This window comes from Pseudomonas sp. ASL7 (genome assembly GCF_056680375.1).
The window spans coordinates 898,951-921,736 of the sequence record NZ_CM155279.1 but is presented as its reverse complement, the minus strand read 5'-3'; the positions used below and the strand labels follow the sequence as shown (position 1 = coordinate 921,736).

At 58.5% G+C, this 22,786-nt stretch carries 23 protein-coding genes and 1 pseudogene; 16 read left to right on the top strand and 8 right to left on the bottom strand.

Going from position 1 to position 22,786, the window contains the following annotated elements; translation table 11 throughout:
* The first annotated feature begins 12 nt into the window (after positions 1-12).
* From AC1MDT_RS04240 to AC1MDT_RS04215, 6 genes are all read left to right on the top strand, one after another.
* Positions 13-429, top strand: coding sequence for a RidA family protein (locus tag AC1MDT_RS04240; RefSeq protein ID WP_046027689.1), 417 nt, complete (start codon positions 13-15; stop codon positions 427-429).
* 160 nt (positions 430-589) lie between these two features.
* Positions 590-1,267 (top strand): DUF1028 domain-containing protein, encoded by a 678-nt coding sequence (locus tag AC1MDT_RS04235; RefSeq protein ID WP_480420837.1) that lies wholly within the window; start codon positions 590-592, stop codon positions 1,265-1,267.
* Complete coding sequence (gene argE / locus AC1MDT_RS04230) at positions 1,264-2,415, top strand: acetylornithine deacetylase (RefSeq protein ID WP_480420836.1); 1,152 nt, start codon at positions 1,264-1,266, stop codon at positions 2,413-2,415. Before AC1MDT_RS04235 ends, argE begins: the two co-directional genes overlap by 4 nt.
* A 309-nt stretch (positions 2,416-2,724) precedes the next feature.
* A complete protein-coding gene (locus tag AC1MDT_RS04225; protein WP_480420835.1) occupies positions 2,725-4,140 on the top strand; it encodes a purine-cytosine permease family protein in 1,416 nt (471 codons plus the stop codon).
* Positions 4,141-4,460: 320 nt separating this feature from the next.
* Positions 4,461-4,697, top strand: a complete 237-nt coding sequence (locus AC1MDT_RS04220; protein WP_201112466.1) for a hypothetical protein — start codon at positions 4,461-4,463, stop codon at positions 4,695-4,697.
* A gap of 191 nt (positions 4,698-4,888) precedes the next feature.
* Positions 4,889-5,629 carry a hypothetical protein gene (locus AC1MDT_RS04215; RefSeq protein WP_480420834.1) on the top strand — a complete coding sequence of 247 codons (741 nt, stop codon included), beginning with the start codon at positions 4,889-4,891 and terminating at the stop codon, positions 5,627-5,629.
* A gap of 34 nt (positions 5,630-5,663) precedes the next feature.
* Here the strand turns inward: AC1MDT_RS04215 and AC1MDT_RS04210 are convergent, their stop codons facing one another.
* Positions 5,664-6,467 (bottom strand): hypothetical protein, encoded by an 804-nt coding sequence (locus AC1MDT_RS04210; RefSeq protein WP_480420833.1) that lies wholly within the window; start codon positions 6,465-6,467, stop codon positions 5,664-5,666.
* A gap of 612 nt (positions 6,468-7,079) precedes the next feature.
* Here AC1MDT_RS04210 and AC1MDT_RS04205 point away from each other — a divergent pair.
* The 3 genes and pseudogenes from AC1MDT_RS04205 to AC1MDT_RS04195 all read left to right on the top strand — a co-directional run bounded on the left by AC1MDT_RS04205 (position 7,080) and on the right by AC1MDT_RS04195 (position 8,443).
* Positions 7,080-7,387: pseudogene (locus tag AC1MDT_RS04205) on the top strand (fructose-bisphosphate aldolase).
* 140 nt (positions 7,388-7,527) lie between these two features.
* Positions 7,528-7,842: a type II toxin-antitoxin system RelE/ParE family toxin gene (locus tag AC1MDT_RS04200; RefSeq protein WP_480420832.1), complete on the top strand. Its 315-nt coding sequence runs from the start codon at positions 7,528-7,530 to the stop codon at positions 7,840-7,842.
* A gap of 1 nt (position 7,843) precedes the next feature.
* Positions 7,844-8,443, top strand: coding sequence for an addiction module antidote protein (locus AC1MDT_RS04195; RefSeq protein ID WP_480420830.1), 600 nt, complete (start codon positions 7,844-7,846; stop codon positions 8,441-8,443).
* A gap of 223 nt (positions 8,444-8,666) precedes the next feature.
* Here AC1MDT_RS04195 and AC1MDT_RS04190 read toward each other — a convergent pair whose 3' ends face one another.
* The 4 genes from AC1MDT_RS04190 to AC1MDT_RS04175 all read right to left on the bottom strand — a co-directional run bounded on the left by AC1MDT_RS04190 (position 8,667) and on the right by AC1MDT_RS04175 (position 14,059).
* Positions 8,667-9,215: a cupin domain-containing protein gene (locus AC1MDT_RS04190; RefSeq protein WP_480420829.1), complete on the bottom strand. Its 549-nt coding sequence runs from the start codon at positions 9,213-9,215 to the stop codon at positions 8,667-8,669.
* Between the two features lie 417 nt (positions 9,216-9,632).
* Positions 9,633-10,916, bottom strand: a complete 1,284-nt coding sequence (locus AC1MDT_RS04185) for an NAD(P)/FAD-dependent oxidoreductase (RefSeq protein WP_480420828.1) — start codon at positions 10,914-10,916, stop codon at positions 9,633-9,635.
* A 52-nt stretch (positions 10,917-10,968) separates the two neighbouring features.
* Positions 10,969-12,459 carry an aldehyde dehydrogenase gene (locus AC1MDT_RS04180; RefSeq protein WP_480420827.1) on the bottom strand — a complete coding sequence of 497 codons (1,491 nt, stop codon included), beginning with the start codon at positions 12,457-12,459 and terminating at the stop codon, positions 10,969-10,971.
* 223 nt (positions 12,460-12,682) lie between these two features.
* Positions 12,683-14,059 carry a glutamine synthetase family protein gene (locus AC1MDT_RS04175; protein WP_480420826.1) on the bottom strand — a complete coding sequence of 459 codons (1,377 nt, stop codon included), beginning with the start codon at positions 14,057-14,059 and terminating at the stop codon, positions 12,683-12,685.
* A gap of 280 nt (positions 14,060-14,339) precedes the next feature.
* On the opposite strand from AC1MDT_RS04175, the gene AC1MDT_RS04170 reads away from it, so the two are divergent.
* From AC1MDT_RS04170 to AC1MDT_RS04150, 5 genes are all read left to right on the top strand, one after another.
* On the top strand, positions 14,340-15,101 hold the full coding sequence (locus tag AC1MDT_RS04170) for a gamma-glutamyl-gamma-aminobutyrate hydrolase family protein (RefSeq protein ID WP_480420825.1): 762 nt from the start codon (positions 14,340-14,342) through the stop codon (positions 15,099-15,101).
* Positions 15,102-15,467: 366 nt separating this feature from the next.
* Complete coding sequence (potA, locus tag AC1MDT_RS04165) at positions 15,468-16,610, top strand: polyamine ABC transporter ATP-binding protein (RefSeq protein WP_414906700.1); 1,143 nt, start codon at positions 15,468-15,470, stop codon at positions 16,608-16,610.
* A gap of 29 nt (positions 16,611-16,639) precedes the next feature.
* Positions 16,640-17,521, top strand: coding sequence for an ABC transporter permease subunit (locus tag AC1MDT_RS04160; RefSeq protein ID WP_201112653.1), 882 nt, complete (start codon positions 16,640-16,642; stop codon positions 17,519-17,521).
* Positions 17,518-18,402 (top strand): ABC transporter permease subunit, encoded by an 885-nt coding sequence (locus tag AC1MDT_RS04155; RefSeq protein ID WP_414906699.1) that lies wholly within the window; start codon positions 17,518-17,520, stop codon positions 18,400-18,402. Before AC1MDT_RS04160 ends, AC1MDT_RS04155 begins: the two co-directional genes overlap by 4 nt.
* Before the next feature lie 114 nt (positions 18,403-18,516).
* Positions 18,517-19,614, top strand: coding sequence for a polyamine ABC transporter substrate-binding protein (locus AC1MDT_RS04150; protein WP_480420824.1), 1,098 nt, complete (start codon positions 18,517-18,519; stop codon positions 19,612-19,614).
* A gap of 243 nt (positions 19,615-19,857) precedes the next feature.
* Here AC1MDT_RS04150 and thpR read toward each other — a convergent pair whose 3' ends face one another.
* Positions 19,858-20,397, bottom strand: coding sequence for an RNA 2',3'-cyclic phosphodiesterase (gene thpR, locus AC1MDT_RS04145; RefSeq protein WP_480420823.1), 540 nt, complete (start codon positions 20,395-20,397; stop codon positions 19,858-19,860).
* A gap of 60 nt (positions 20,398-20,457) precedes the next feature.
* Between thpR and AC1MDT_RS04140 the strand changes: the two genes are divergently transcribed.
* Positions 20,458-20,652: a hypothetical protein gene (locus AC1MDT_RS04140; protein ID WP_414906696.1), complete on the top strand. Its 195-nt coding sequence runs from the start codon at positions 20,458-20,460 to the stop codon at positions 20,650-20,652.
* Positions 20,653-20,667: 15 nt separating this feature from the next.
* On the opposite strand, the gene AC1MDT_RS04135 is transcribed toward AC1MDT_RS04140, so the two are convergent.
* Positions 20,668-21,021 (bottom strand): DUF1428 domain-containing protein, encoded by a 354-nt coding sequence (locus AC1MDT_RS04135; RefSeq protein ID WP_480420822.1) that lies wholly within the window; start codon positions 21,019-21,021, stop codon positions 20,668-20,670.
* A 2-nt stretch (positions 21,022-21,023) separates the two neighbouring features.
* The gene (locus AC1MDT_RS04130) at positions 21,024-22,106 is read right to left on the bottom strand and encodes a hypothetical protein (RefSeq protein WP_480420821.1); all 1,083 of its coding nucleotides are present in this window, start codon (positions 22,104-22,106) and stop codon (positions 21,024-21,026) included.
* A gap of 389 nt (positions 22,107-22,495) precedes the next feature.
* Between AC1MDT_RS04130 and AC1MDT_RS04125 the strand changes: the two genes are divergently transcribed.
* Positions 22,496-22,777, top strand: a complete 282-nt coding sequence (locus tag AC1MDT_RS04125; RefSeq protein ID WP_480420820.1) for a hypothetical protein — start codon at positions 22,496-22,498, stop codon at positions 22,775-22,777.
* Positions 22,778-22,786: the final 9 nt, after the last annotated feature.

Genomic DNA, 22,786 nt, shown 5'->3' with positions numbered 1-22,786 from the left:
CAGGAGCTTCAAATGTCCACGCCAACCCATACCCGTATTCGCATGTTCAACACCAAGGAAACCTACCCGAACCAGAGCCTGGACAACGACCTGTGCCAAGCCGTTCGGGCGGGCAACACCGTTTATGTCCGGGGTCAGGTCGGTACTGATTTCGAGGGCAATCTGGTGGGTCTGGGTGACCCGCGTGCCCAGGCCGAGCAAGCCATGCGCAACGTCAAGCAGTTGCTGGAAGAGGCTGGAAGCGACCTTAGCCACATCGTTAAAACCACGACCTACCTGATTGACCCGCGGTATCGCGAGCCGGTTTATCAGGAAGTGGGTAAGTGGCTTAAAGGTGTGTTTCCGATTTCGACCGGGCTGGTGGTGTCGGCATTGGGGCAGCCGCAGTGGTTGATGGAGATTGATGTGATTGCGGTGATTCCTGAGTAAACCGAGTCGCGGCCTTCGCGAGCAGGCTCGCTCCCACACAGTGGATCTTCAGTAAACACAAAATTTGTGAGCCACACAGATCCAAATGTGGGAGCGAGCCTGCTCGCGAAAGCGCCACTGCAAACACCACCTTCGCCAAGGCTAACCAAGGAGCAAAACCATGACCTTCTCCATTGCCGCCCGTTGCCCGGAAACCGGTCAGTTCGGCATCGCGATCAGTTCCTCCAGCATCGCCGTCGGCGCCCGCTGCCCGTGGTTGCTGCCGGGCGTTGGCGCGGTTTCGACGCAAAACATCACCCTGCCATCCCTCGGCCCGGAAGTCCTGGCCCTCATGGAGCAAGGCCTCGCGCCCTTCGATGCATTAGACAAAGCCCTGACCCGCAATGGCTACAGCCAATACCGCCAGATCATCGCGATTGACCACCTCGGCCAAACCGCCCATTTCAGCGGCGCGCAAACCCTCGGCAACCACAACGCCGTGTCCGGCGAGCAATGTGTGGCGGCTGGCAACATGCTCGCGGATCGCTCCGTGATCGAAGCCATGGTTGAAGCGTTCGAACACGGCGAAGGACAACTGGCGGACCGTTTGCTCGCTGCGATGAAAGCCGCCATCGCAGCAGGCGGTGAAGCCGGGCCGGTGCATTCGGCCGCGATGGTGGTGGTCGGCGAACTGACTTGGCCGATCATCAACCTGCGGGTCGACTGGGCAGAGGAAAACCCGATCGGCCAGCTGGAAAAACTGTGGGATGCCTATCGCCCACAGGTCCAGGACTACATCGATCGCGCCCTTGCCCCTGAAAAATCCCCTGGCTACGGCGTCGCTGGAGACGACCGATGAGCACCAGCCGCGATTTGCTGAAGACGTTGGTGGCATTCGACACCACGAGCCGCGAATCAAACCTGCACCTCATCGAATTCGTGCGCGACTACCTCGCGCGCTTCGATGTGCCTTGCGAACTGGTCTACAACGAACAGCGCAGCAAGGCCAATCTGTTCGCCACCATCGGCCCGGCAGACAAGCCGGGCATTGTGCTGTCGGGGCACACCGACGTGGTGCCCGTCGACGGCCAGCCGTGGACCGTTGCGCCGTTCGAACTCACCGAGCGCGACGGCAACCTGTACGGTCGTGGCACGGCGGACATGAAAGGCTACATCGCCTGCGTGCTCGCCCTTGTTCCTTCTTTAGTGAACGCGTCGCTGCGGCTGCCGGTGCACATTGCGCTTTCGTACGATGAAGAAGTTGGCTGCCTCGGCGTGCGTTCGCTGCTGGTCGAGCTGGAACAGCGCCCGGTCAAACCGATGCTCTGCATTATTGGCGAGCCTACCGAGCTGAAGCCGGTGCTCGGCCACAAAGGCAAACTGGCAATGCGTTGCGATGTTCACGGTGAAGCGTGTCACTCCGCCTACGCCCCGCTCGGGGTCAATGCGATTGAATTTGCCGCCGAACTGATCGGTGAACTGGGGCGGATCGGTAACCGACTGAAAGCGCCCGAGCATCACGATGCACGTTTCGATCCGCCGTTCAGCACGGTGCAAACCGGCGTCATTTCTGGTGGTAAAGCCCTGAACATCGTTCCCGCCGACTGCCGCTTCGACTTCGAAATCCGCGCATTGCCCTCGTACGATCCCAGCGAAGTGGCGCAGGAATTGAAGGCCTATGCCGAACAGCAGGTATTGCCGCGCATGCGGGCCGTGAGTGAACAGAGTGAGATCCGCTTCAGTGAGCTGTCGGCGTATCCCGGCTTGGCGACTGATGAGCAGAGCGAAGCGGCTGAACTGATCGCTGCATTCTCCGGCTCCCGCGAGTTCGGCACCGTGGCGTTCGGCACCGAGGGCGGCCTGTTCGACGCCGTCGGCATTCCCACCGTCGTCTGCGGCCCCGGCAGCATGGGCCAGGGCCACAAACCCGACGAATTCGTCAGCCTCGCACAACTCACAGCGTGCGACGCCATGCTGCAACGGATGCTGTCATCTATCTCTGACTGACACGGCATGCCCCCCTGTAGGAGCGAGGTTGCTCGCGATGGTGTGTCAGTAGACATCAATGTGGCTGACACACCATCGCGAGCAACCTCGCTCCTACAGGTTTGGCCCGTCCGCTGCCGCGCGGACGCTGGAAAACCGGCCATCCACCCGACTCCACCAACCTACTTTTTTTAACGTCTATACCCACAATCTTACTAATTTATCTATCTCACCCCACCGCACATCATCCACTCCAACAAGAAAAGCGTCGCCCCCGCTGCGGCGCTCACCGAAGTACGTCCACGTACTCAAATTGCCTTGGAGTCCGTCATGGTTACCGCAGCAACAAGCACCGCCCCGCTCATCGAAAAACACACGATCGGCTATGTGCCGCCCGAAGATCGACACGGCAAAACTCGTGACTTGTTCACCCTCTGGTTCGGCGGCAACATCGCGCCGTTGCCCATTGTCACCGGCGCCCTCGGCGTGCAACTGTTTCACCTGAACCTGGTGTGGGGCATCGTCGCCATCCTCGTCGGCCACCTGGTCGGCGGCGTGCTGATGGCACTGCACTCGGCGCAAGGCCCGCAGATGGGCATTCCACAAATGATCCAGAGCCGCGCCCAGTTCGGCTCCCTCGGCGCATTGCTGGTGGTGCTGATCGCCGGCGTCATGTACATCGGCTTTTTCGCCTCCAACATCGTCCTCGCCGGCAAGTCGCTGCACGGCGTGGTCGACAGCGTCCCGGTACCGGTGGGCATCGTCATCGGCGCCCTCGGCTCGGGCATTATCGGCATCATCGGCTACCGCTTCATCCACGTGCTCAACCGCATCGGCACCTGGGTGCTCGGCGCCGGCATCGTGCTCGGCTTCGGCTACATCTTCACCCACGTGCAGACCGCCGACTTCCTCACCCGCGGCAGTTTCAACATTTCCGGTTGGCTCGCCACCGTTTCGCTGGCTGCACTCTGGCAAATCGCCTTCGCGCCCTACGTCTCCGACTACTCGCGCTACCTGCCCGCCAACGTGCCCGTGGCCGCAACGTTCTGGACCACGTATCTGGGCACCGTGCTCGGCTCCAGCCTCTCGTTCATCTTCGGCGCCGTCGCCGTCCTCGCCACGCCCGTGGGCATGGACACCATGGACGCCGTCAAACTCGCCACCGGCTCCATCGGCCCACTGATGCTCGTGCTGTTCCTGCTCAGCGTCATCAGCCACAACGCCCTCAACCTCTACGGCGCCGTGCTGTCGCTGATCACCCTGATCCAAACCTTCGCCTACCGCTGGATCCCGACCGCCAAAAGCCGCGCCGTCCTGTCCATCGTCGTCCTCGGCGGCTGCTGCTTCGCCGCCGTCGGCGCCTCGGCCAACTTCATCGGCCACTTCGTCGACATGGTCCTGGTGCTGCTCGTGGTGCTGGTGCCGTGGACCGCGATCAACCTGATCGACTTCTATGCCATTCACAAAGGCAAGTACGACATCGGCTCGATCTTCAAGGTCGATGGCGGGATCTATGGCCGGTACAACCCGCAGGCACTGTTGGCGTACGCAATCGGCATCGTGGTGCAGATCCCTTTCATGAACACACCGCTGTACGTCGGGCCGATCTCCGAGCACATCAACGGCGCTGACCTGTCCTGGCTGGTCGGCCTGCTGATCACCTCACCGCTCTACTACTGGCTAGCCAACCGCGACACCGCCTACAAACGCCGCCTCTCAACCGGCAAACTGGCCAACTCAATCTGACTAAACCCCCAATCCCCTGTGGGAGCGAGCTTGCTCGCGATGAGGCCCTGACAGTCAATATCGCTTTGCCTGACAGACCACCATCGCGAGCAAATCCGGCCTAAACCGAATTGAACCGCACACCTCTTGGCGTTTGCGCTTGATACGTCCCTGATACTTCCCCCCGATTGTGCTGTTTCCCGCGTGTTACCTCACCGCCCCAGTTGTCACTTCTGCACCGAACGCCAGGCCAATAGAGTAGGGCCTTCGGTGTGTTGCAGGGACGTGAACGCTGTCGGCCCTGCCCTGCACCGATCCCCCCATCACGGAAGAGGTGAACCATGAGTTTCGTTAAAGTGGAAAAAAATCAGAGCAGCGCCCCGTCGGAAGTCGAGATGAAAAAGGCGATGATCGAATCCGGCGGTGAACCGGGCGAGTGCACCGGGACCAACGCCGCCCGAACCCTGACCTACACCGGCCAAGTCAATCACACAGTGTATGAGAACAAGCTGATCGAGATTGCCAAAGGCAAGCGAACCAGCTGGAACTTCGTCTGGGCCGACGCGAAGGCAGCCTGAGGCCATGGCGGGGCGACCCTTGGGGCGCCCCGCTGTTTCATCTGTTTGATACAACCGGTTACGGGCCTGTAACGCCAAGACACTTAGCCACCCTGCTCCATGAACCTAGAGTGAAGCCCTCAATGGACTGACCGGGTTGACTGCCCGCCGCCCATTGATTGCCAAACACACCAACAAGGAAGAGGGAAACCATGAGCAAATCAATCGCTGTCAGCCAAAATAGCCAGCAGCTTCACAATGACGTGCAAGAAGCGGTCAAGTCGATCCTGAGTGCCCCAAAGGCGCTGAAAACATCCGACTACAGCAAAGTACTGAGGTCCGCCCTGGCGGCTTCGCAAAAAATAGTCACGATCGAAATCGCCGCCGGCGACCTGACCCTGCTCAAGAAGTCTGGCTACAAGCTGTGCTTTGCCAAGAAAGTCGGCACCGAAGACTACAACGTGGTGTGGCAGTCCTATGACGCGTACCTGAGCAATAACGAATTCAGCTGGACGCCGCAATATCAGCTGTTCGCCTCCAACGTATTCAAGGAAAACGTACAAGTCAAAGTCTCGACCAACATCGTCAATATCGGTCTTGGGCAAACCTCGACACTCGATGAGCACGGCCTGTTGAGCTCGGCGGTAACGGGCGGCCCAGACGTTTCCATGACTTTTGTGAACGACTACGCGCCCATCCATCCGGGGATCAACCAGCTATCCACCGGCATCGATGGCAATCAGGTCAGCACCCCCATTTACGTTGCGGTGAACCAGGTGGTCACCGGTAAAACCGTGCTGACCCCCGTCGAAACCATCCTTGTGTGGTTCGAACAGAACGTACAGACCAGCACCATGTTCAGTACCTCACGCTCCAAGGCGATCGAAATCGACCTGACCTTCGATAACACCGCAGGTCGCCTTTACGAAGGCGGTCAGTGGAAAACCGTGTAACGGGTACATTGGGGCAACCTCGCGGTTGCCCCTCTTATTCGTTGATTGCGTCCTTGGCAAAATACCCCGTCAGCGACAGACAGATGGACGCCGCCAAATCCTCTTGGGTAGCGATGCCATAAGGCTGATTTCGATCAAACTGCGCCGACCAGCGAATCCGCCCCTGCGCCACATCCACCAGTCGTAACGACGCCCTCACCCGTGCTGGCTCGACCCGCACGCTGCCTTCCAGGCAATAGCTGTAACGCCCGCCGCGTCCGATCTCTGCTGTTTTTACACTGCTGCGCGACACCTTCATCAACACATGATTGGCGCCGGTCTGCGTTTGCTCGAACGACTCGAACAACCGACAACTCAACTCCTCGCACAAGCCCCGGGCAAAGTCCTCGCCATCACGGGTGATGCAGGTAAACGGCTGGACCTGCAAAACCGGATGATGCGTGCCAGCCCCCTTGAGCCGCAGCCGCTGATACGCCAGGCGATAACAACCGGCCGGAATGCTCAGTCGCACCGGGTCCTGCTGACCGTTGGTGGCGTAATGTGTCGCAAGCTTACGACGCAATCGCCCCACCTGCACCCGCACTACCGGGTCATCACCCGTGCAATACACCGCAGGATCACGACGAAACACGGCGATGCCTATGGCGTGCTCGGTTAGCGATGTATTGGAAAATTGCAGGTCGTGCTCGACCAGAAAACGCAACAAACTGCCCATCCGCCTGGACTTGGCAAACAAGGGACTGGCTAGCAACGACGCCAGCACCCGCTCTATCTCCTCACGATCGAGTGGGTCTGGAACCTCGTCCGCACTCGATTCGACCATGCGCTTGATCTCCATCGCCTGCCTCCGTGCAGGTAAACGACAGGAATAGAAGTTGTACTCCGTGCTAACGCTCGCAACGCGAGCCAAAAAACGCTCGGCCGCTGCAACGACGAAGCTTAGCAGCCGTGATGGAATGGGCAGGCAAATGCGGTGGTAGCAACCTGACATCCGACGAACGTTAGATTTTTGATCTGTAAAAGCTGTAGGACATTTCCCAGTGTGGCGAAGGAGCTTGCTACCGCCGGCTGCGAAGCGGCCCAAATTCCTGCCGAACCTTTAAACAACACCCAAACCCTGTAGCAGCTGGCGAAGCCTGCGTTCGGCTGCGTAGCAGCCGTAAATCCAGCGTATAGCGTTCAACTGACACACCTCAGCTTCCAAAACTGCGACTACTACGCAGCCGAACGCAGGCTTCGCCAGCTGCTACAAAAACCGTGCTGTCGTCCTACACCCTCATTTGCGGACACCAAAATCGCCGCTTATAGTTCCTCCGTCGCTGACAGTGTCGGTGGCAGGGATTCGCAGCCCAAAGAGAAAACCACTAAGTAACGTCAGGCACAACACAGGCAATTTTCGTCTGTTGAACGGCTCAATGACGTTGTTGTTTATCTTTTAGGACTAGAAACCATGACAACCCAAAACCCGCCACGCCGCTTCACCCCCATGTCCCAATTCGCCACCGACTACCCCGTCCTCCTCATCGACAGCGACGCCCCGCTACGCGAACTCCACAACTGCCTCAGCGAACGCCTCAACGCCGTCCTCAAATACCTGCACCTCATGGCCTGCACCTCATGGCCTGCACCAGCCTCCCCGACTACGCCGAAAACGACATCAACACCGTCACCAACATCTCCCGGATCTTGCTTCAGGATGTGAGCGATGTGTTTCGAGTGATTGAACAACGTGGGTTTGATACCTCCAAAGGTCATTGACCGTACTTCACGCAAAAAACCCGCGTGATGTGGGTTTTTGTGACCTCACAGCTCCCCAACTGGGGCCGAGTGTTATGGAGGAACTCACCTCGACCCAATTAGCATCGACAAGGAGTAGCCAGTAGGCTACAAACGGGACTATGATCGAAAGGAACGAAAACAACATTCACAACACGCCCGAGTTTGAGAAATGGCTGGGCGATCTGGTGGACGTTCAAGGAAAAGCGGCTGTCTTGAATCGCTTGGACCGTGCTAAAGATGGCCATTTCGGAGATTGCGAAAGCGTGGGCTACGGTATGAGTGAAATGCGTGTTTTTGTTGGCCCAGGCTACAGAGTCTACTTTGTACGCACCGGGACGATCGACTACACAATGCTCACTGGAAGCGATAAAACGGACCAAGCGCGAGGCATCAAACGAGCTAAAAAGATCCTCGATACCCTGAAAGGTAAATGACATGAGAGAAACGACATTCAATCCCGAGGATATGCCTATCCTTGACCTCGACACTTCAGGCACAAGTCGTCACGAAGCTTCCCGCTTTCTCGACAGCCCAGAGATTATGGCTGCTTACATTGCTGAAAGTATGAAGGCTGGTGACACGGCACTGGTTCATGCGTTGAGTGAAGTTGCAAAAGCTAAAGGCGTGAACAAAGTCGCCCTGGAAGCCGGGCTCAACCGCGAAAGCCTTTATAAAGTGCTTAAAGGTGGAGCGAAAACGCGCTTTGAGACAATCAGGAAACTGATGACTGCGATAGGTCTAGAACTCACCGTACGCCCGATTGAGACGCAAACCATCTCTGCAAGTAAGCGTAAACCTGCTGTAACCAAAGTTGCTGCGAAGCCCGCCGCAGCCAAACCGGCCCCCAAAGCTGCGGTACCCAAAATCGCTGCGAATCCCGCTGCACGAAAAGCTGTGGCCAAGCTTCCTCTAACAAAACCAGCGGCCAAACATCCTTTAGCTGAATCTCTCATAGCAAAATCAACCGCTCGTTCCGCTTCCGATGAGACAAAAAAGGGCAAAGTCTCGAGCAAGGAAAGCGTTGCTACAGCGTAGGAATTTTAAGAAAAAAGCGACCGATGTATTTATTAAAATAAATCTGTCACTTTTTTACCGGGTTTTCCGGAAGGCGAAAACATCCACGAGGTTAATGCCGTTCCGTTAAGGACTGTAGGAGCGAAAGAGCGTCGCGTTTAGCCAGTAAACATGCGTTATCGTTAACGACCATCGCGAGCAAGCTCGCTCCTACAGTAGGCATTAGCCATCGAGGCCGCTTACATTAGAAGTTGGCCGGGGTGTTGGCGCTGATGATTTCCGCTTCATCCTGGCCAATATTGCGAAACCGATGCGGCAACGTCGTTGGAAAGTAATACCCATCCCCGGCATTCAACACACTGATCTGCCCATCCACAGTCAATTCAACTGTGCCACGAGTGACCAGCCCACACTCCTCCCCCTCCGAGTGCACAATCGGCTCTTCCCCCGAGCTCGCCCCAGGCGCGTACTGCTCGCGCAGAAGCCGCATCTGCCGACTCGGCACCGAAGCGCCAATCAGCAGCAGACGCAGCCCATGACGCCCGAGATCCGGCTGTTCGTTGGCGCGGAACACGTATTGATGCTCGCGTGGCGGCTGGTCGAAGGTGAAGAAGTCCGCCAAGGACATGGGGATGCTTTCGAGCAGTTTTTTCAGGGAACTGACGGAAGGACTGACGCGATTCTGTTCGATCAGGGAGATGGTGGCATTGGTGACGCCGCTACGCCGGGCCAGCTCGCGCTGGGAGAGTTTGTAGCTTTCGCGTACTAATTTGAGTCGTGAGCCCGTGTCCATGACAGCCTTATGCGAGAAAAACTTAAGGGTTATGGGGGTGGATGGCGGGCGACTTTTGGCCGCGAAAACACCGCTTCCCTGTCCCGGAAATTTGAAAGGCGGGTATTAAATCACGTTTGGTCGTGTTGCTCAGCAGGTTCGATAAATGGTTGGGTAAAAAGGTTGTTTTGGCCTGAAATCAGTGGGTTCGGTCGGGATTGATGGTGGCTGGTTCCCACAGGTTGGTCCCGGTTGTATACAAATTTTGTGCTCGTCATAGATATCCTGTGGGAGCGAGCTTGCTCGCGATAGCGGTGTGTCATTCAACGTTGATGTCGAATGGGCTGGCCTCATCGCGGGCAAGCCCGCTCCCACAGGGATTGCGTTGAACCGGCGGGCATTGGCAGGTAGCAACCTGCTGAATGCCGCCAGTGGCGCTTAGATCCCGAAACGATCGCGCAGCGCGTAGTACGCGGCGCCCATGGCGGTGAGCGGGGCCTGGAAGGTGCGGCCGCCGATCATTGGCATGTGCGGTAGCGAGGCGAAGGCGTCGAAGCGTTCGGCGTCGCCGCGGATCATTTCCGAGATCAGTTTGCCGGCCAGGTGCGAGCAGGTGACGCCGTGGCCACTGTAGCCTTGCATGTAGTAGGCGTTTTTCTCGATACGGCCGAATTGTGGCATGCGGGACATGGTCAGCAGGAAGTTGCCGGTCCAGCGGTAGTCGATCTTCACGTCCTTCAGTTGCGGGAAGGTCTTGAGGATTTTCGGCTTGATCAGTTGTTCGATGTCGTCCGGCTCGCGCGCACCGTAGACCACGCCGCCGCCGTATAGCAGGCGGTTGTCGGCGGTGAGGCGGTAGTAGTCGAGCAGGTAGTTGCAGTCTTCGACGCAGTAGTTGTTTTTGATCAGGCTGCGCGCAACCTTTTCAGACAACGGCTCGGTGACGACGATTTGCGAGCCGCACGGCATGCTTTTGCGTGTGACGCGGTTGTCGAGGTCTTGCGGCAGGTAGGCGTTGCCGGCGATCAACAGATACTTGGCGCGGACCACACCTTTGGCGGTGCGCACGGTGATCGGTTCGCCGTAGGTGATTTCCACCGCGGCCGATTGCTCGTAGATTTTGCCGCCCAGGCCGATGATGGCCGAGGCTTCACCCAGGGCCAGGTTCAGCGGGTGGATGTGGCCGCCCTGCATGTCGAGCAGGCCGCCAACGTAGTTGTCGCAACCGACTTCGCGCTTGATGTCAGCCGCGTCGAGCATTTTCAGGTTCTTGTTGCCGTAACGCTCCCAGCTGCTTTTCTGTTCGGCCAGACCTTTGAGCTGCTTTTTGTTCAGCGCGGCGAAGATGCCACCCGGGCGGTAATCGCACTGGATGTCGTAGTGTTGTATGCGCTGACGAATGATGTCGGCGCCTTCAAAGATCATGCTGCCGAGAACTTCGGCGGTCTTGTCGCCATAGCGCTCTTCAATGACATCGACGTCGCGGCTGTAGGAGTTGACCAGTTGGCCGCCGTTGCGACCGCTGGCGCCGAAGCCGACTTTGGCGGCTTCAAGCACGGTCACGCTGTAGCCCGCTTCAGCGAGGAACAGGGCCGAGGACAAACCGGTGTAACCGGCGCCGATCACACAGACGTCGCATTCCACCAGTTCTTCAAGCACCGGAAAGTCGCCGGTGAAGTGACGGGTGGCGGCGTAGTAGCTGTTTACATGCGTTTGTTTCATAGGTTTCTCCGATGGCCGCCGATACGATTCGGCGACCGCCGTTGTAGAAGTATTAGAGCTTGATCCAGGTCGCTTTGAGTTCGGTGTATTTGTCGAACGCGTGCAGCGATTTGTCCCGACCGTTACCCGACTGCTTGTACCCGCCGAACGGCGCGGTCATGTCGCCGCCGTCGTACTGGTTGACCCAGACGCTGCCGGCACGCAAGCCGCGAGCGAAGGTATGGGCCTTGCTCAGGTTGCTGGTCCAGACGCCGGCGGCCAGGCCGAAGATGCTGTCATTGGCGATGGCCAGCGCTTCTTCAGCGGTGTCGAAGGTGATCAGCGACAGCACCGGACCGAAGATTTCTTCACGGGCGATAGTCATGGCGTTGGTCACGCCGTCGAATATCGCCGGCTCCACGTACAGGCCACCCGTGTCTTCGAGGGTGCGACTGCCGCCCGCGATCAGTTGCGCGCCCTGGTCTTTACCGACCTGGATGTAGCGCAGCACGTTGTCCAGTTGACGCTGATCGACGACAGCGCCCACGGTGGTGGCCGGATCGAGGGCATGCCCCGGCTTCCAGGCTTGCAACGCTTCCACCAGCAGCGGAATGAACTGCTCGCGAATCGAACGCTCCACCAGCAAGCGCGAACCCGCGGTGCAGACTTCGCCCTGGTTGAAGGCGATCGCACCGGCCGCCGCTTGGGCTGCCGCGCGCAAATCCGGCGCGTCGGCGAACACCACGTTCGGGCTCTTGCCACCGGCTTCGAGCCAGACGCGTTTCATGTTGCTTTGCCCGGCGTAGATCAGCAGTTGCTTGGCAATCGCGGTCGAGCCGGTGAAGGCCAGCACGTCGACGTCCATGTGCAACGCCAGCGCCTTGCCGACGGTGTGGCCAAAGCCCGGCAGCACGTTGAACACGCCTTTCGGGATGCCCGCATCCAGCGCCAGTTGCGCGATGCGGATTGCGGTCAGTGGCGACTTTTCCGAAGGCTTGAGGATGAACGAGTTGCCGGCGGCCAGGGCCGGGGCGAATTTCCAGCTGGCCATGATCAGCGGGAAGTTCCACGGCACGATGGCGGCAACGACGCCCGCCGGTTCGCGGGTGATGAGGCCGAGCTGGTCGTGTGGCGTGGCAGCGACTTCGTCGTAGATCTTGTCGATGGCTTCGGCGCTCCAGCGGATCGCGTTGGCGGTCGCCGGGATGTCGATGTTCATCGAGTCGTTGATTGGCTTGCCCATGTCGAGGGTTTCGAGCAGGGCGAGTTCTTCCTGGTTGGCCAGGATCAGGTCGGCAAAACGAATCAGGATGCGCTTGCGCTCGGCCGGGGCCAAATTGGCCCAGATGCCGGAGTCGAAGGTGCGACGCGCGACGGCGACCGCGGCATTGGCGTCGGCTTCGTCGGTGCTGGCGACGTTGGCCAGGAAGCGACCGTCGACCGGGCTGATGCACTCAAAAGTGTCGCCACTGAGTGCGCAACAGTATTGGCCGTCGATGAATGCGCGGCCTTCAAGTGTTAGGGACTGGAAGCGTTGTTCCCAGTCGCTGCGAGTGTTTGTCATTGTTGTGACTCGACGCAGAGAATTAGTGATCAGTCGGACCGAATGCCCGTTAATTAGAAACCTGAAATACAGTTCCCTGTGGGAGCGAGCTTGCTCGCGATGGCGGTACGTCAGACGACATCGATGCTGACTGATCCACCGCTATCGCGAGCAAGCTCGCTCCCACAGGGATGGTGGTCGACACATGCTCTGTGTACACCCACCAACCCCACAAGACTTCCTATCAAACCGTGTGCAAGTACCAGTTGTACTCAAGGTCCGAGATGGAGTTCTCGAACTCGGCCAGCTCGCTTTCCTTGCACGCCACGAACACGTCGATGTACAGCGGGTCGATGTAACGGGCCATGACTTCGCTGTCGTCCAGCTCGCGCAGTGCATCGCGCAGGTTGTTCGGCAGGCTCTGCTCGTTCTGCTCGTAGCTGTTGCCTTCAACCGGTGCGCCCGGCTCGATTTCGTTGGTCAGGCCGTGGTGAATACCGGCCAGGACCGACGCCATCAGCAAGTAAGGGTTAGCGTCGGCGCCGGCAACGCGGTGCTCGATGCGCACCGAGTCGGCAGAACCGGTCGGCACTCGCACTGCAACGGTACGGTTGTCGATGCCCCAGCTCGGCGAGTTCGGCACGTAGAACTGTGCGCCGAAACGACGGTACGAGTTGACGTTCGGGCACAGGAAAGCCATCTGCGCCGGCAGGGTCTCGAGCACACCGCCGATCGCGTGTCGCAGCGCGGCGTTCTGCTCGGGATCCTCGCTGGCAAAAATGTTTTTGCCTTCTTTATCAAGAATCGAAATGTGCACGTGCAAACCGTTGCCCGCCTGGCCCGGATACGGCTTGGCCATGAAGGTGGTGTCCATCTCGTGGTCGTAGGCGATGTTCTTCACCAGACGCTTGAGCAACACCGCGTAGTCGCAGGCCTTGATCGGGTCGGCCACGTGGTGCAGGTTCACTTCGAACTGCGCCGGGGCGCTTTCCTTGACGATGGCGTCCGCAGGAATGCCCTGCTCTTTCGCGCCTTCGAGGATGTCTTGCAGGCAATCGACGTATTCGTCGAGGTCGTCGATCAGGTAGACCTGGGTCGACACCGGACGCTTGCCCGATACCGGCGAACGTGGCGACTGCGGACGACCGTTCACGTTGTCCTGGTCGATCAGGTAGAACTCCAGTTCGAACGCCGCACAGATGGTCAGGCCAAGTTCGTCGAACTTGCGCACCACATTGGCCAGCACTTCGCGAGGGTCGGCGAAGAACGGCTGGCCTTCGAGTTCGTGCATGGTCATTAACAGTTGCGCGGTTGGGCGCTTCTGCCAAGGCTCGATGCTGAGGGTATTAGGGATGGGGAAGCAGATTCGATCCGAGTCGCCGATGTCCAGACCCAGGCCGGTGCTTTCCACCGTAGAGCCGTTGATGTCCAGAGCAAACAGTGACGCCGGGAGGTTAATGCCTGATTCGTAAACCTTATGAAGACTGGTGCGCTCGATGCGCTTGCCGCGCACCACACCGTTCATATCCGCAATCAGAAGGTCGACGTACAAAACCTCAGGATATTTCTTAAGGAATGCGTTTGCTTCGTTGAGTTGAACGGCACGCAGAGGGACCGACATGATGCACCTATTAGCTGTTAATTATTATGTTCACTACCCTTTCACGAGCTCAGTCAATCCGAAAGGCAAAGTGAAGTCAATAGCGAACACCTGACCTTTTAACCTTTATTTTCGGGCCTCTTTTGGGCACGAGCGTGCCAGATCAGTCTTGCGAACCGCGTAAATGCTGAGGTTCGGACGTATGGCGTTTAGAATTTTTTACATGAGAGTTGTTAATTAAAATCAACAAGGCTAAGCTCCGGAAAAGCTCGTTCAAGTGTGAAACTTCGAGGTGATAAAAATGGCACTCAAGCCATTGATCGGCGTTACAGCGTGCGTCAAACAGATTGGCCTGCACCCCTACCACATCAGCGGCGACAAGTACTTGCGTGCTGTCAGCGTCGCGGCTTTGGGGCTGCCCGTCATCATTCCTTCCTTAGGTGATCTGACCGAAATCGATGATCTGCTCGCGCAGCTCGACGGTCTGTTGCTGACCGGCTCGCCGTCGAATGTGGAACCTTTCCACTATCAAGGCCCGGCCAGCGCTCCCGGTACGGATCACGATCCGGCGCGGGACGCCACGACCCTTCCTTTATTGCGTGCAGCCATTGCGGCGGGCGTTCCGGTGCTCGGCGTCTGCCGCGGCTTTCAGGAAATGAACGTGGCGTTCGGTGGCAGCTTGCATCAGAAGGTGCATGAACTGCCGGGCATGCTGGATCACCGCGAAGCGGACAGCCCGGAGCTGGCGGTGCAATACGCACCGGCGCATGCGGTGAAGGTGCAGCCGGGCGGCGTGTTCCAAGCGCTGGAGTTGCCTGCCGAGTTCATGGTCAATTCGATTCACAGCCAGGGAATCGACCGCCTCGCGCCGGGCCTGCGTGCCGAAGCGGTTGCGCCGGACGGTTTGATCGAGGCGATTTCGGTCGACCACAGCCCGACGTTCGCCGTCGGCGTGCAATGGCACCCGGAATGGCAGGTGCTTTCGAATCCTCCTTATTTGAGTATTTTCCAGGCGTTCGGTGATGCATGCCGGCGACGGGCCGCGCTGCGCAAAACGCGCTGACGTAAAACACTGACAATCAATTTACTGCCCCCGTGAGCCAGACGGGCGTGCCCTTGCGCGCCCATCCCTCACGACAACGACACACCGCGATAACAACAAGTACCACCCAGGCAGCCAGGATGGCGGCGCCGAATAAGCCCGATGGGTGAGTCATGCCGGCAGCACAGGCGCAATACCCTTGTAGGAGCGAGCTTGCTCGCGATGGTGTCTCAGCAACATTGGTGTCGACTGACACACCATCGCGAGCACGCACGCTCCTACAGGGGGATGCGTTTGAATTGACTGGCATTACCCGCCCCGGGCTTGCAATCAACTATTAAGTCAGGCCGCGTTGGCCCGACGACTGAAACCTGTTGGGAGTTTCACATGGCAAACGCCTCCAGCATTTACAGGAAGGCTTTAGAAGGTCACCAGACATCGAAAAAGGTGTTGGTGAAAGTCGACCGTGTCACCAAGAAATTCGACGAAACCACCGCTGTGGATGATGTCTCGCTTGAAATCCATCAGGGCGAAATCTTCGCCTTGCTCGGCGGTTCCGGCTCCGGTAAATCGACCCTGCTGCGCATGCTCGCAGGCTTCGAACGCCCAACCGAAGGCCGGATTCTGCTCGACGGCGTGGACATCACCGACATGCCGCCCTACGAGCGGCCAATCAACATGATGTTCCAGTCGTACGCCTTGTTCCCGCACATGACCGTGGCACAGAACATCGCCTTCGGCCTGAAGCAGGATCGTTTGTCCAACAGTGAAATCGACGCCCGCGTTGAAGAAATGCTGCGCCTGGTGCACATGACCCAGTACGCCAAGCGCAAACCGCATCAGTTGTCCGGTGGCCAGCGTCAGCGTGTGGCACTGGCTCGCTCCCTGGCCAAACGTCCAAAGCTGCTGCTGCTCGACGAACCGATGGGTGCCCTGGATAAAAAACTGCGTTCGCAGATGCAACTGGAGCTGGTGCAGATCATTGAGCGCGTCGGCGTGACGTGCGTGATGGTGACCCACGATCAGGAAGAAGCCATGACCATGGCCGAGCGCATCGCGATCATGCACCTGGGCTGGATCGCCCAGATCGGCAGCCCGGTCGACATTTATGAAGCACCGGTCAGCCGCATGGTGTGCGAATTCATCGGCAACGTGAACTCCTTCGACGGCACGGTTGTGGAAGACCTTGAAGGTCACGCGATCATTCACAGCCCGGACCTGGAACAGAAGATTTACGTCGGTCACGGTGTCAGCACCTCGGTGCAGGACAAGTCGATCACCTACGCGATCCGCCCGGAAAAAATGCTGGTCAGCACCACCAAACCGGACACTCGCTACAACTGGTCCCAAGGCAAAGTGCATGACATCGCCTACCTTGGCGGTCACTCGGTGTTCTACGTGGAATTGCCTGGCGGCAAAATCGTCCAGTCGTTCATGGCCAACGCCGAACGCCGTGGCGCGCGCCCGACCTGGGACGACAAAGTCTACGTATGGTGGGAAGACGACAGCGGCGTGGTACTGCGCTCATGAAAACACTCAATCAGCAGTTTATGCGGCTGATGCCGAGTGGTCGAAAGCTCGTCATCGGGATTCCTTTCCTGTGGCTGTGCCTGTTTTTCCTGTTGCCGTTCTTCCTGGTGATGAAGATCAGCTTCTCGGAAGCCGCGCTGGCCATTCCTCCCTACTCAGAGATTTACACCTACGCCGAGCAAAAGTTTCAGCTGTTTCTGAACGTCGGCAACTACCTGCTGCTGACCGACGATGAGCTGTACATCTCGGCCTACCTCGGTTCGCTGAAGGTTGCGCTGTTCAGCACGCTGATGTGCCTGGTGATTGGCTTCCCGATGGCCTACGCCATTACCAAGGCCAACAAAGAAACGCAAAACGTCCTGATGCTGCTGATCATGATGCCGACCTGGACCGCCATCCTGATCCGCGTTTACGCGTGGATGGGCATCCTGAGCAACAACGGTTTGCTCAATGCGTTTTTGATGTGGACCGGGCTGACCGACCATCCGATCGAGATCCTCAACACCAACACCGCCGTGTACATCGGCGTGGTTTACGCCTACTTGCCGTTCATGGTGTTGCCGCTGTACGCCAACCTGGTCAAGCACGACGGCAGCCTGCTGGAAGCCGCGTCTGACCTGGGCTCGAGCAACTTCAACAACTTCTGGAAAATCACCGTGCCGCTGGCCAAGAACGGGATCATCGCAGGCTGCATGCTGGTGTTCATTCCAGTGGTCGGTGAGTTCGTGATTCCGGAACTGTTGGGCGGCCCGGAAACCCTGATGATCGGTCGTGTGCTGTGGCAAGAGTTCTTCAACAACCGCGACTGGCCGGTGGCGTCTGCCCTGGCGGTGGTGATGCTGTTGATCCTGATTGTGCCGATTCTGCTGTTCAACCGCAGCCAGGCCAAAGAGATGGAGGCACGGGGATGAAACGTTTCGGTTTTTCAAAGTTGATGCTGGTGCTCGGCCTGTCGTTTATCTACATGCCGATGCTGATTCTGGTGATCTACTCGTTCAACGCCTCCAAGCTGGTGACGGTGTGGGGCGGCTGGTCGGTGAAGTGGTACGTCGGCTTGCTCGACAACACCCAACTGATGGGCTCGGTGGTGCGTTCGCTGGAAATCGCCTGCTACACCGCGGTGGCGGCTGTAGCGTTGGGGACGTTGGCGGCGTTTGTGCTGACCCGCGTGACGCGTTTCAAGGGCCGCACGTTGTTCGGTGGCCTGGTGACCGCGCCGCTGGTCATGCCGGAAGTGATTACCGGTCTGTCGCTGTTGCTGCTGTTCGTGGCGATGGCGCAGTTGATCGGTTGGCCACAGGAGCGGGGCATCGTCACCATCTGGATCGCCCACACCACGTTCTGTGCCGCCTATGTCGCGGTGGTGGTCTCCGCTCGCCTTCGCGAGCTGGACCTGTCCATCGAAGAAGCGGCCATGGACCTCGGGGCGAAGCCGCTCAAGGTGTTTTTCCTGATCACCATCCCGATGATCGCGCCGTCACTGGCGGCTGGCGGAATGATGTCGTTTGCCCTGTCGCTGGATGACCTGGTGTTGGCGAGCTTCGTCTCCGGCCCGGGTTCGACGACCTTGCCGATGGAAGTGTTCTCGGCGGTGCGTCTGGGCGTGAAACCGGAAATCAACGCCGTGGCCAGCCTGATTCTGTTGGCCGTATCGATTGTGACCTTCATGGTCTGGTTCTTCAGCCGCCGCGCCGAGGCCACCCGCAAACGTGCGATCCAGGAAGCGATGGACCAGACCGCCAGCGAATCCTGGCAACAACCGAAAAAGCAAATGGTAGAAGCGACGGCCTAGTGCCCTCGTGCCGAGTACCCTGTGGCGAGGGGGCTTGCCCTCCTCTCCACAGGTTTTGTATTCACTGCATGGTTGCGGTGTGATTTTGAATAAAAGAGAAATGGAGTTGTACCGATGAAAATGTTTGGCAGGACTCTGCTGACACTGTCCTTATTGGGCGCCATGGCTACCGGCGCCCAGGCCAATGACAAGGTACTGCGCGTCTACAACTGGTCGGATTACATCGCCCCGGACACCGTCAAGAAGTTCGAGGACGAGACCGGCATCCACGTGACCTACGATGTGTTCGACAGCAACGAAACCCTTGAGGCACGATTGCTCGCGGGCAAATCCGGTTACGACATTGTCGTGCCGTCCAACAGCTTTCTGGCCAAGCAAATCAAGGCTGGCGTCTATCAGGAACTGGACAAGTCGAAGCTGCCCAACTGGAAGAACCTCAATCCGGTCCTGCTGAAAAACGCTGCCGCCAGCGACCCGGGTAACGGTCACGCCTTCCCGTACATGTGGGGCTCGATTGGCATTGGTTTCAACCCGGACAAGGTCAAGGCAGTGCTCGGCAGCAATGCACCGACCCATTCCTGGGACCTGCTGTTCAAACCGGAAAACGCTGAAAAACTCAAAGCGTGTGGCATCAGTTTCCTTGATTCCCCGACCGAAATGCTCCCGGCCGCCCTGCACTATCTGGGCTACCCGGTGAACTCCCAGGACAAGGATCAAATCGCCGAAGCTGAAGCGCTGTTCATGAAGATTCGGCCGTCGGTGGCGTACTTCCACTCGTCGAAGTACATCTCTGACCTGGCCAACGGCAACATCTGCGTGGCGGTCGGTTATTCCGGCGACGTGCTGCAGGCCAAGGCTCGCGCCAAAGAAGCCGGCGACACCGTAAAGATCGACTACAGCATTCCAAAGGAAGGCGCGGGCAGTTTTTATGACATGGTCGCGATCCCTCGGGACGCGGCGAACGTCGAAAACGCTTACCTGTTCATGAACTTCCTGATGCGCCCGGACATCATTGCCGAGATCACCAACAACATCGGCTACAGCAATGCCAACGCAGCGGCGACGCCGTTGGTGGATGAGTCGATCCGGGATGATCCGGGGTCGTATCCTTCGCAGGAAGTGATGGCGACGTTGTATGCCATTCCTGATATGCCGATTGGTGTTCAGCGAGTGATGACGCGCAGCTGGACCCGGGTGAAGCTCGGGAAGTAATTCACTCGAAGCTGCCATCGCGAGCAAGCTCGCTCCCACCTTTAATTTGTTGTGATCACAAATCTTGTGTCCGACACAAATCCCTGTGGGAGCGAGCTTGCTCGCGATGAGGCCATCAGCGACACAAAATTCAACTGTTTTCCGTTCCCGCAGCGCCTTACCACCGCTGCACCTCTCTCAAGAACGGCCTCACCTGGCTACCTCGGTCAAGGTGAATTTGGGCGCCCTCCTCGGGCGCTTTTTTTATGATGGAACCAGTGGCCACTCGGCCAGCGCCCGATAATGGCCCTTATGGGATTCGAACAAAGTGAAGTGATCGGCGCGCAGGACAAACTCGGGGGGCGCGGCGGATTCCGGGACCGGTACCCGGTAGTCGCGCATCAACGTCAGGTGCGGCCGAAACTCTTTGGATGACTCCTCGAACCCAAACGGCAACATCGCCTGCTCCAGCGCATACACCAGCCGCAGCAACGCCGCTGGCGCCTGCTCCGAGGCAAGCACCAACACCCCGGCCCTGCGCCAGGTATCCAGTCGATCAAGCGTCACCTGCAACGGCACTCCCGGCACTCGAACCTTCGCGGCAGCCGTGCAGACTTCCGCGATCTGCGCCACGTCAACCGAGCCCAGAAACATCAGGGTCAGGTGGAAATTTTCCGCTGGCACCGTGCGCCCGCTCCGAAGCTGAAGGGCGCTGCGCCATTGGGCAATGGCCTTGCGTTGCTTGAGCGGGCAGTTCAACGCAAAAAACAGTCGTTTGCACGGCTCACGGGTTTCGTCGCTCATGCCTGGCACCTCCTGATAGGCACGTTATAGTTGAACCAACCGAACAAACGGGACGGGGCCATGCGAGAGATCATCAGCAAAGAGCCGTGGTGGGCAGTGCCGCCCAAACCCGGTCAGGATGAGTCCGAACTGGACTGGGGCTGGCTGGTTCACTATAGCGAAGGTGAACCGCGCTTCGAGTTCGTCAAAGAACGGCCGACGGACAATGAGATCCGCAATCGCAAGAGTTGCAGGATCACGCCGACGCCGGAGTGATCCTGACGTTTGGTTTCAGGCTTGCACGATCATTTTAAAACCACCGAAGACCATACGCTGGCCATCAAACGGCATCGGATTGACGCCCGGTTGCATCCGTGGATCGGCCATCATTTTCTGCATGCCTGCCTCGCGGGTGGCCTTGTCTGGCCAAATGATCCAGCCAAACACCACCGTTTCGTCTTCCTTGCGTTTCACTGACATGGGAAACGAGGTCACTTTGCCCTCGGGCACATCGTCGCCCCAGCACTCGGTGACGCTAAGGGCGCCGTTCTCCTTGAAAATGGCAGCGGCGATTTCAGCGTGTTTCTTGAAGGGTTCGCGGTTGGCGGTCGGTACGGCAGCGATAAAGCCATCAACGTAAGACATGTTCATTCTCCTGCTGGGGGTAGTGGGTCAATCTGCTGGTTAGTCGATTCGGTCGGGCTCAAATCGACAGCTCCCGCGGTCGCACCGACCGACGGTTCGACGCTCCCCGCCAGATTGCCCTCGATCTGCGCCGCCATGTACAACGTGCCGGCCATTACGCCGGTCGTCGGGTTTTGCACCATCTTCAGCCAGGCCTTGTCGAACGTATTGCCCAGACTGCTGCGAATCAGCTTCTCACTGTCAGGCCGGTCATTGGCCTCAATGATGGCGCGAACCCCTGCAACACCCACGGTGATCAATCCCCCGGCGAGTTTGCCCGCCGCCGCAGCCACGGCGCTGGCCGCACCCCGTGGGGCCATTTCGGCTTCCATCCGCTTGCTGGCACGCGTGGCCACCGGCGCCATGGCGGTGTCGGTCGACGCGACCCCTTTGTCGCCACCCGCCGTGTGGATCTTGTCGATCAGCGCCGCATAGGCCGGCAACGTATTCAATGGTGTGGTGTGCACGACTTGATACAACGACGCGTCGCGAGCAGGGGGCGGCCCGAGCGCAATTGCGGGGATTTTCTGGATACGCCCGTTAATCTGATCCATCGGCACACCGTGGCGTTGGGAGATTTTCTCCAGTTCTTCCTGAAGAATGTCCACGTAGAACGCCATCGCCATGCCGAGAATCGCGTCGGGATCGATCTCCAGCGCGACCGGCTCCAATACACGCTCGCGGTATTGTTCCAGCAGATAGGCTGCCAGGCGCCTGGCCGCGGCGTCCTGCTCGCCCTTGGCGCTGATGGTGTACCAGCTGACCTTCATCGACAGCCACTCCTGGGTCCAATAACTGCTGAACCATGGAATGAACTTCTCTTCGGTCCGTTCATAGACCCGCGTTCGCCAGTAATCCATGGCACCGCGCGTGTAGATTTTTGTCTGCTCGGTGGCCGATTGCGACGCGGCGACAATCTCCCGATCCACCTGTTGCCACGTGCTCTGGGAGACGATCACCGGCGGCGGCGGCGCCGGGGCACGCACAGGCGTGGCGCATCCCGCCAACACCACCAACACGGCGACGATCAGCGAACGCAGCTTCAAGATCGCGGTTCTCTATGGTTGAAATCAGATCGAGGGTTTCATGCTTGAGTATAGGTGCTGGACCGTAAGAGCATCGCGAGCAAGCTCGCTCCCACAGGGTATCAGCGTTCAAACACGGACCATTGTGGGAGCGAGCTTGGTCCGGGCGGCGTTCCGACGATGAGGCCCTAAAGAACACACCAAAAACCGACCATCACTGGCGTCGATATTCACCATCGCCGCGAATGCCTTTCGCTCAATACCCGCAAGCGTAGGATCGATCTCAACCCGACACGAAACCCCGTATTGGAGGGACGAATCATGCTGATCCATCTCCTGACCTGCCTGGCTCTGACGGCCGTCACGTTGAGTGTGTTTTCCGGGTTCGTCATGACTCAGGAGCACGCATCATGATCCACACTGTCAGCCTGGCCGTGAGCTTTGCGGTATTCGGCACCAATTACTACGCTCAACAATTCGAGTCTCGCAAAGTGTTGACGCTGGTGTTCGACAAAAAGTTCGAAGCGATGCTGATACCGGCAGCCGACCATCATTTCACCAACGAAGTTGTCGGGCTCAATGATCAGTTTCGCTTTTTGAACGATGTCCTGGCTGAGCATTTGCTGGACACCGAACTGGCTCAGCGCACCGGCCGTTCGTCCGCCATCTCATCAAGACTTTTTAAAAACTGACTCAAAAGC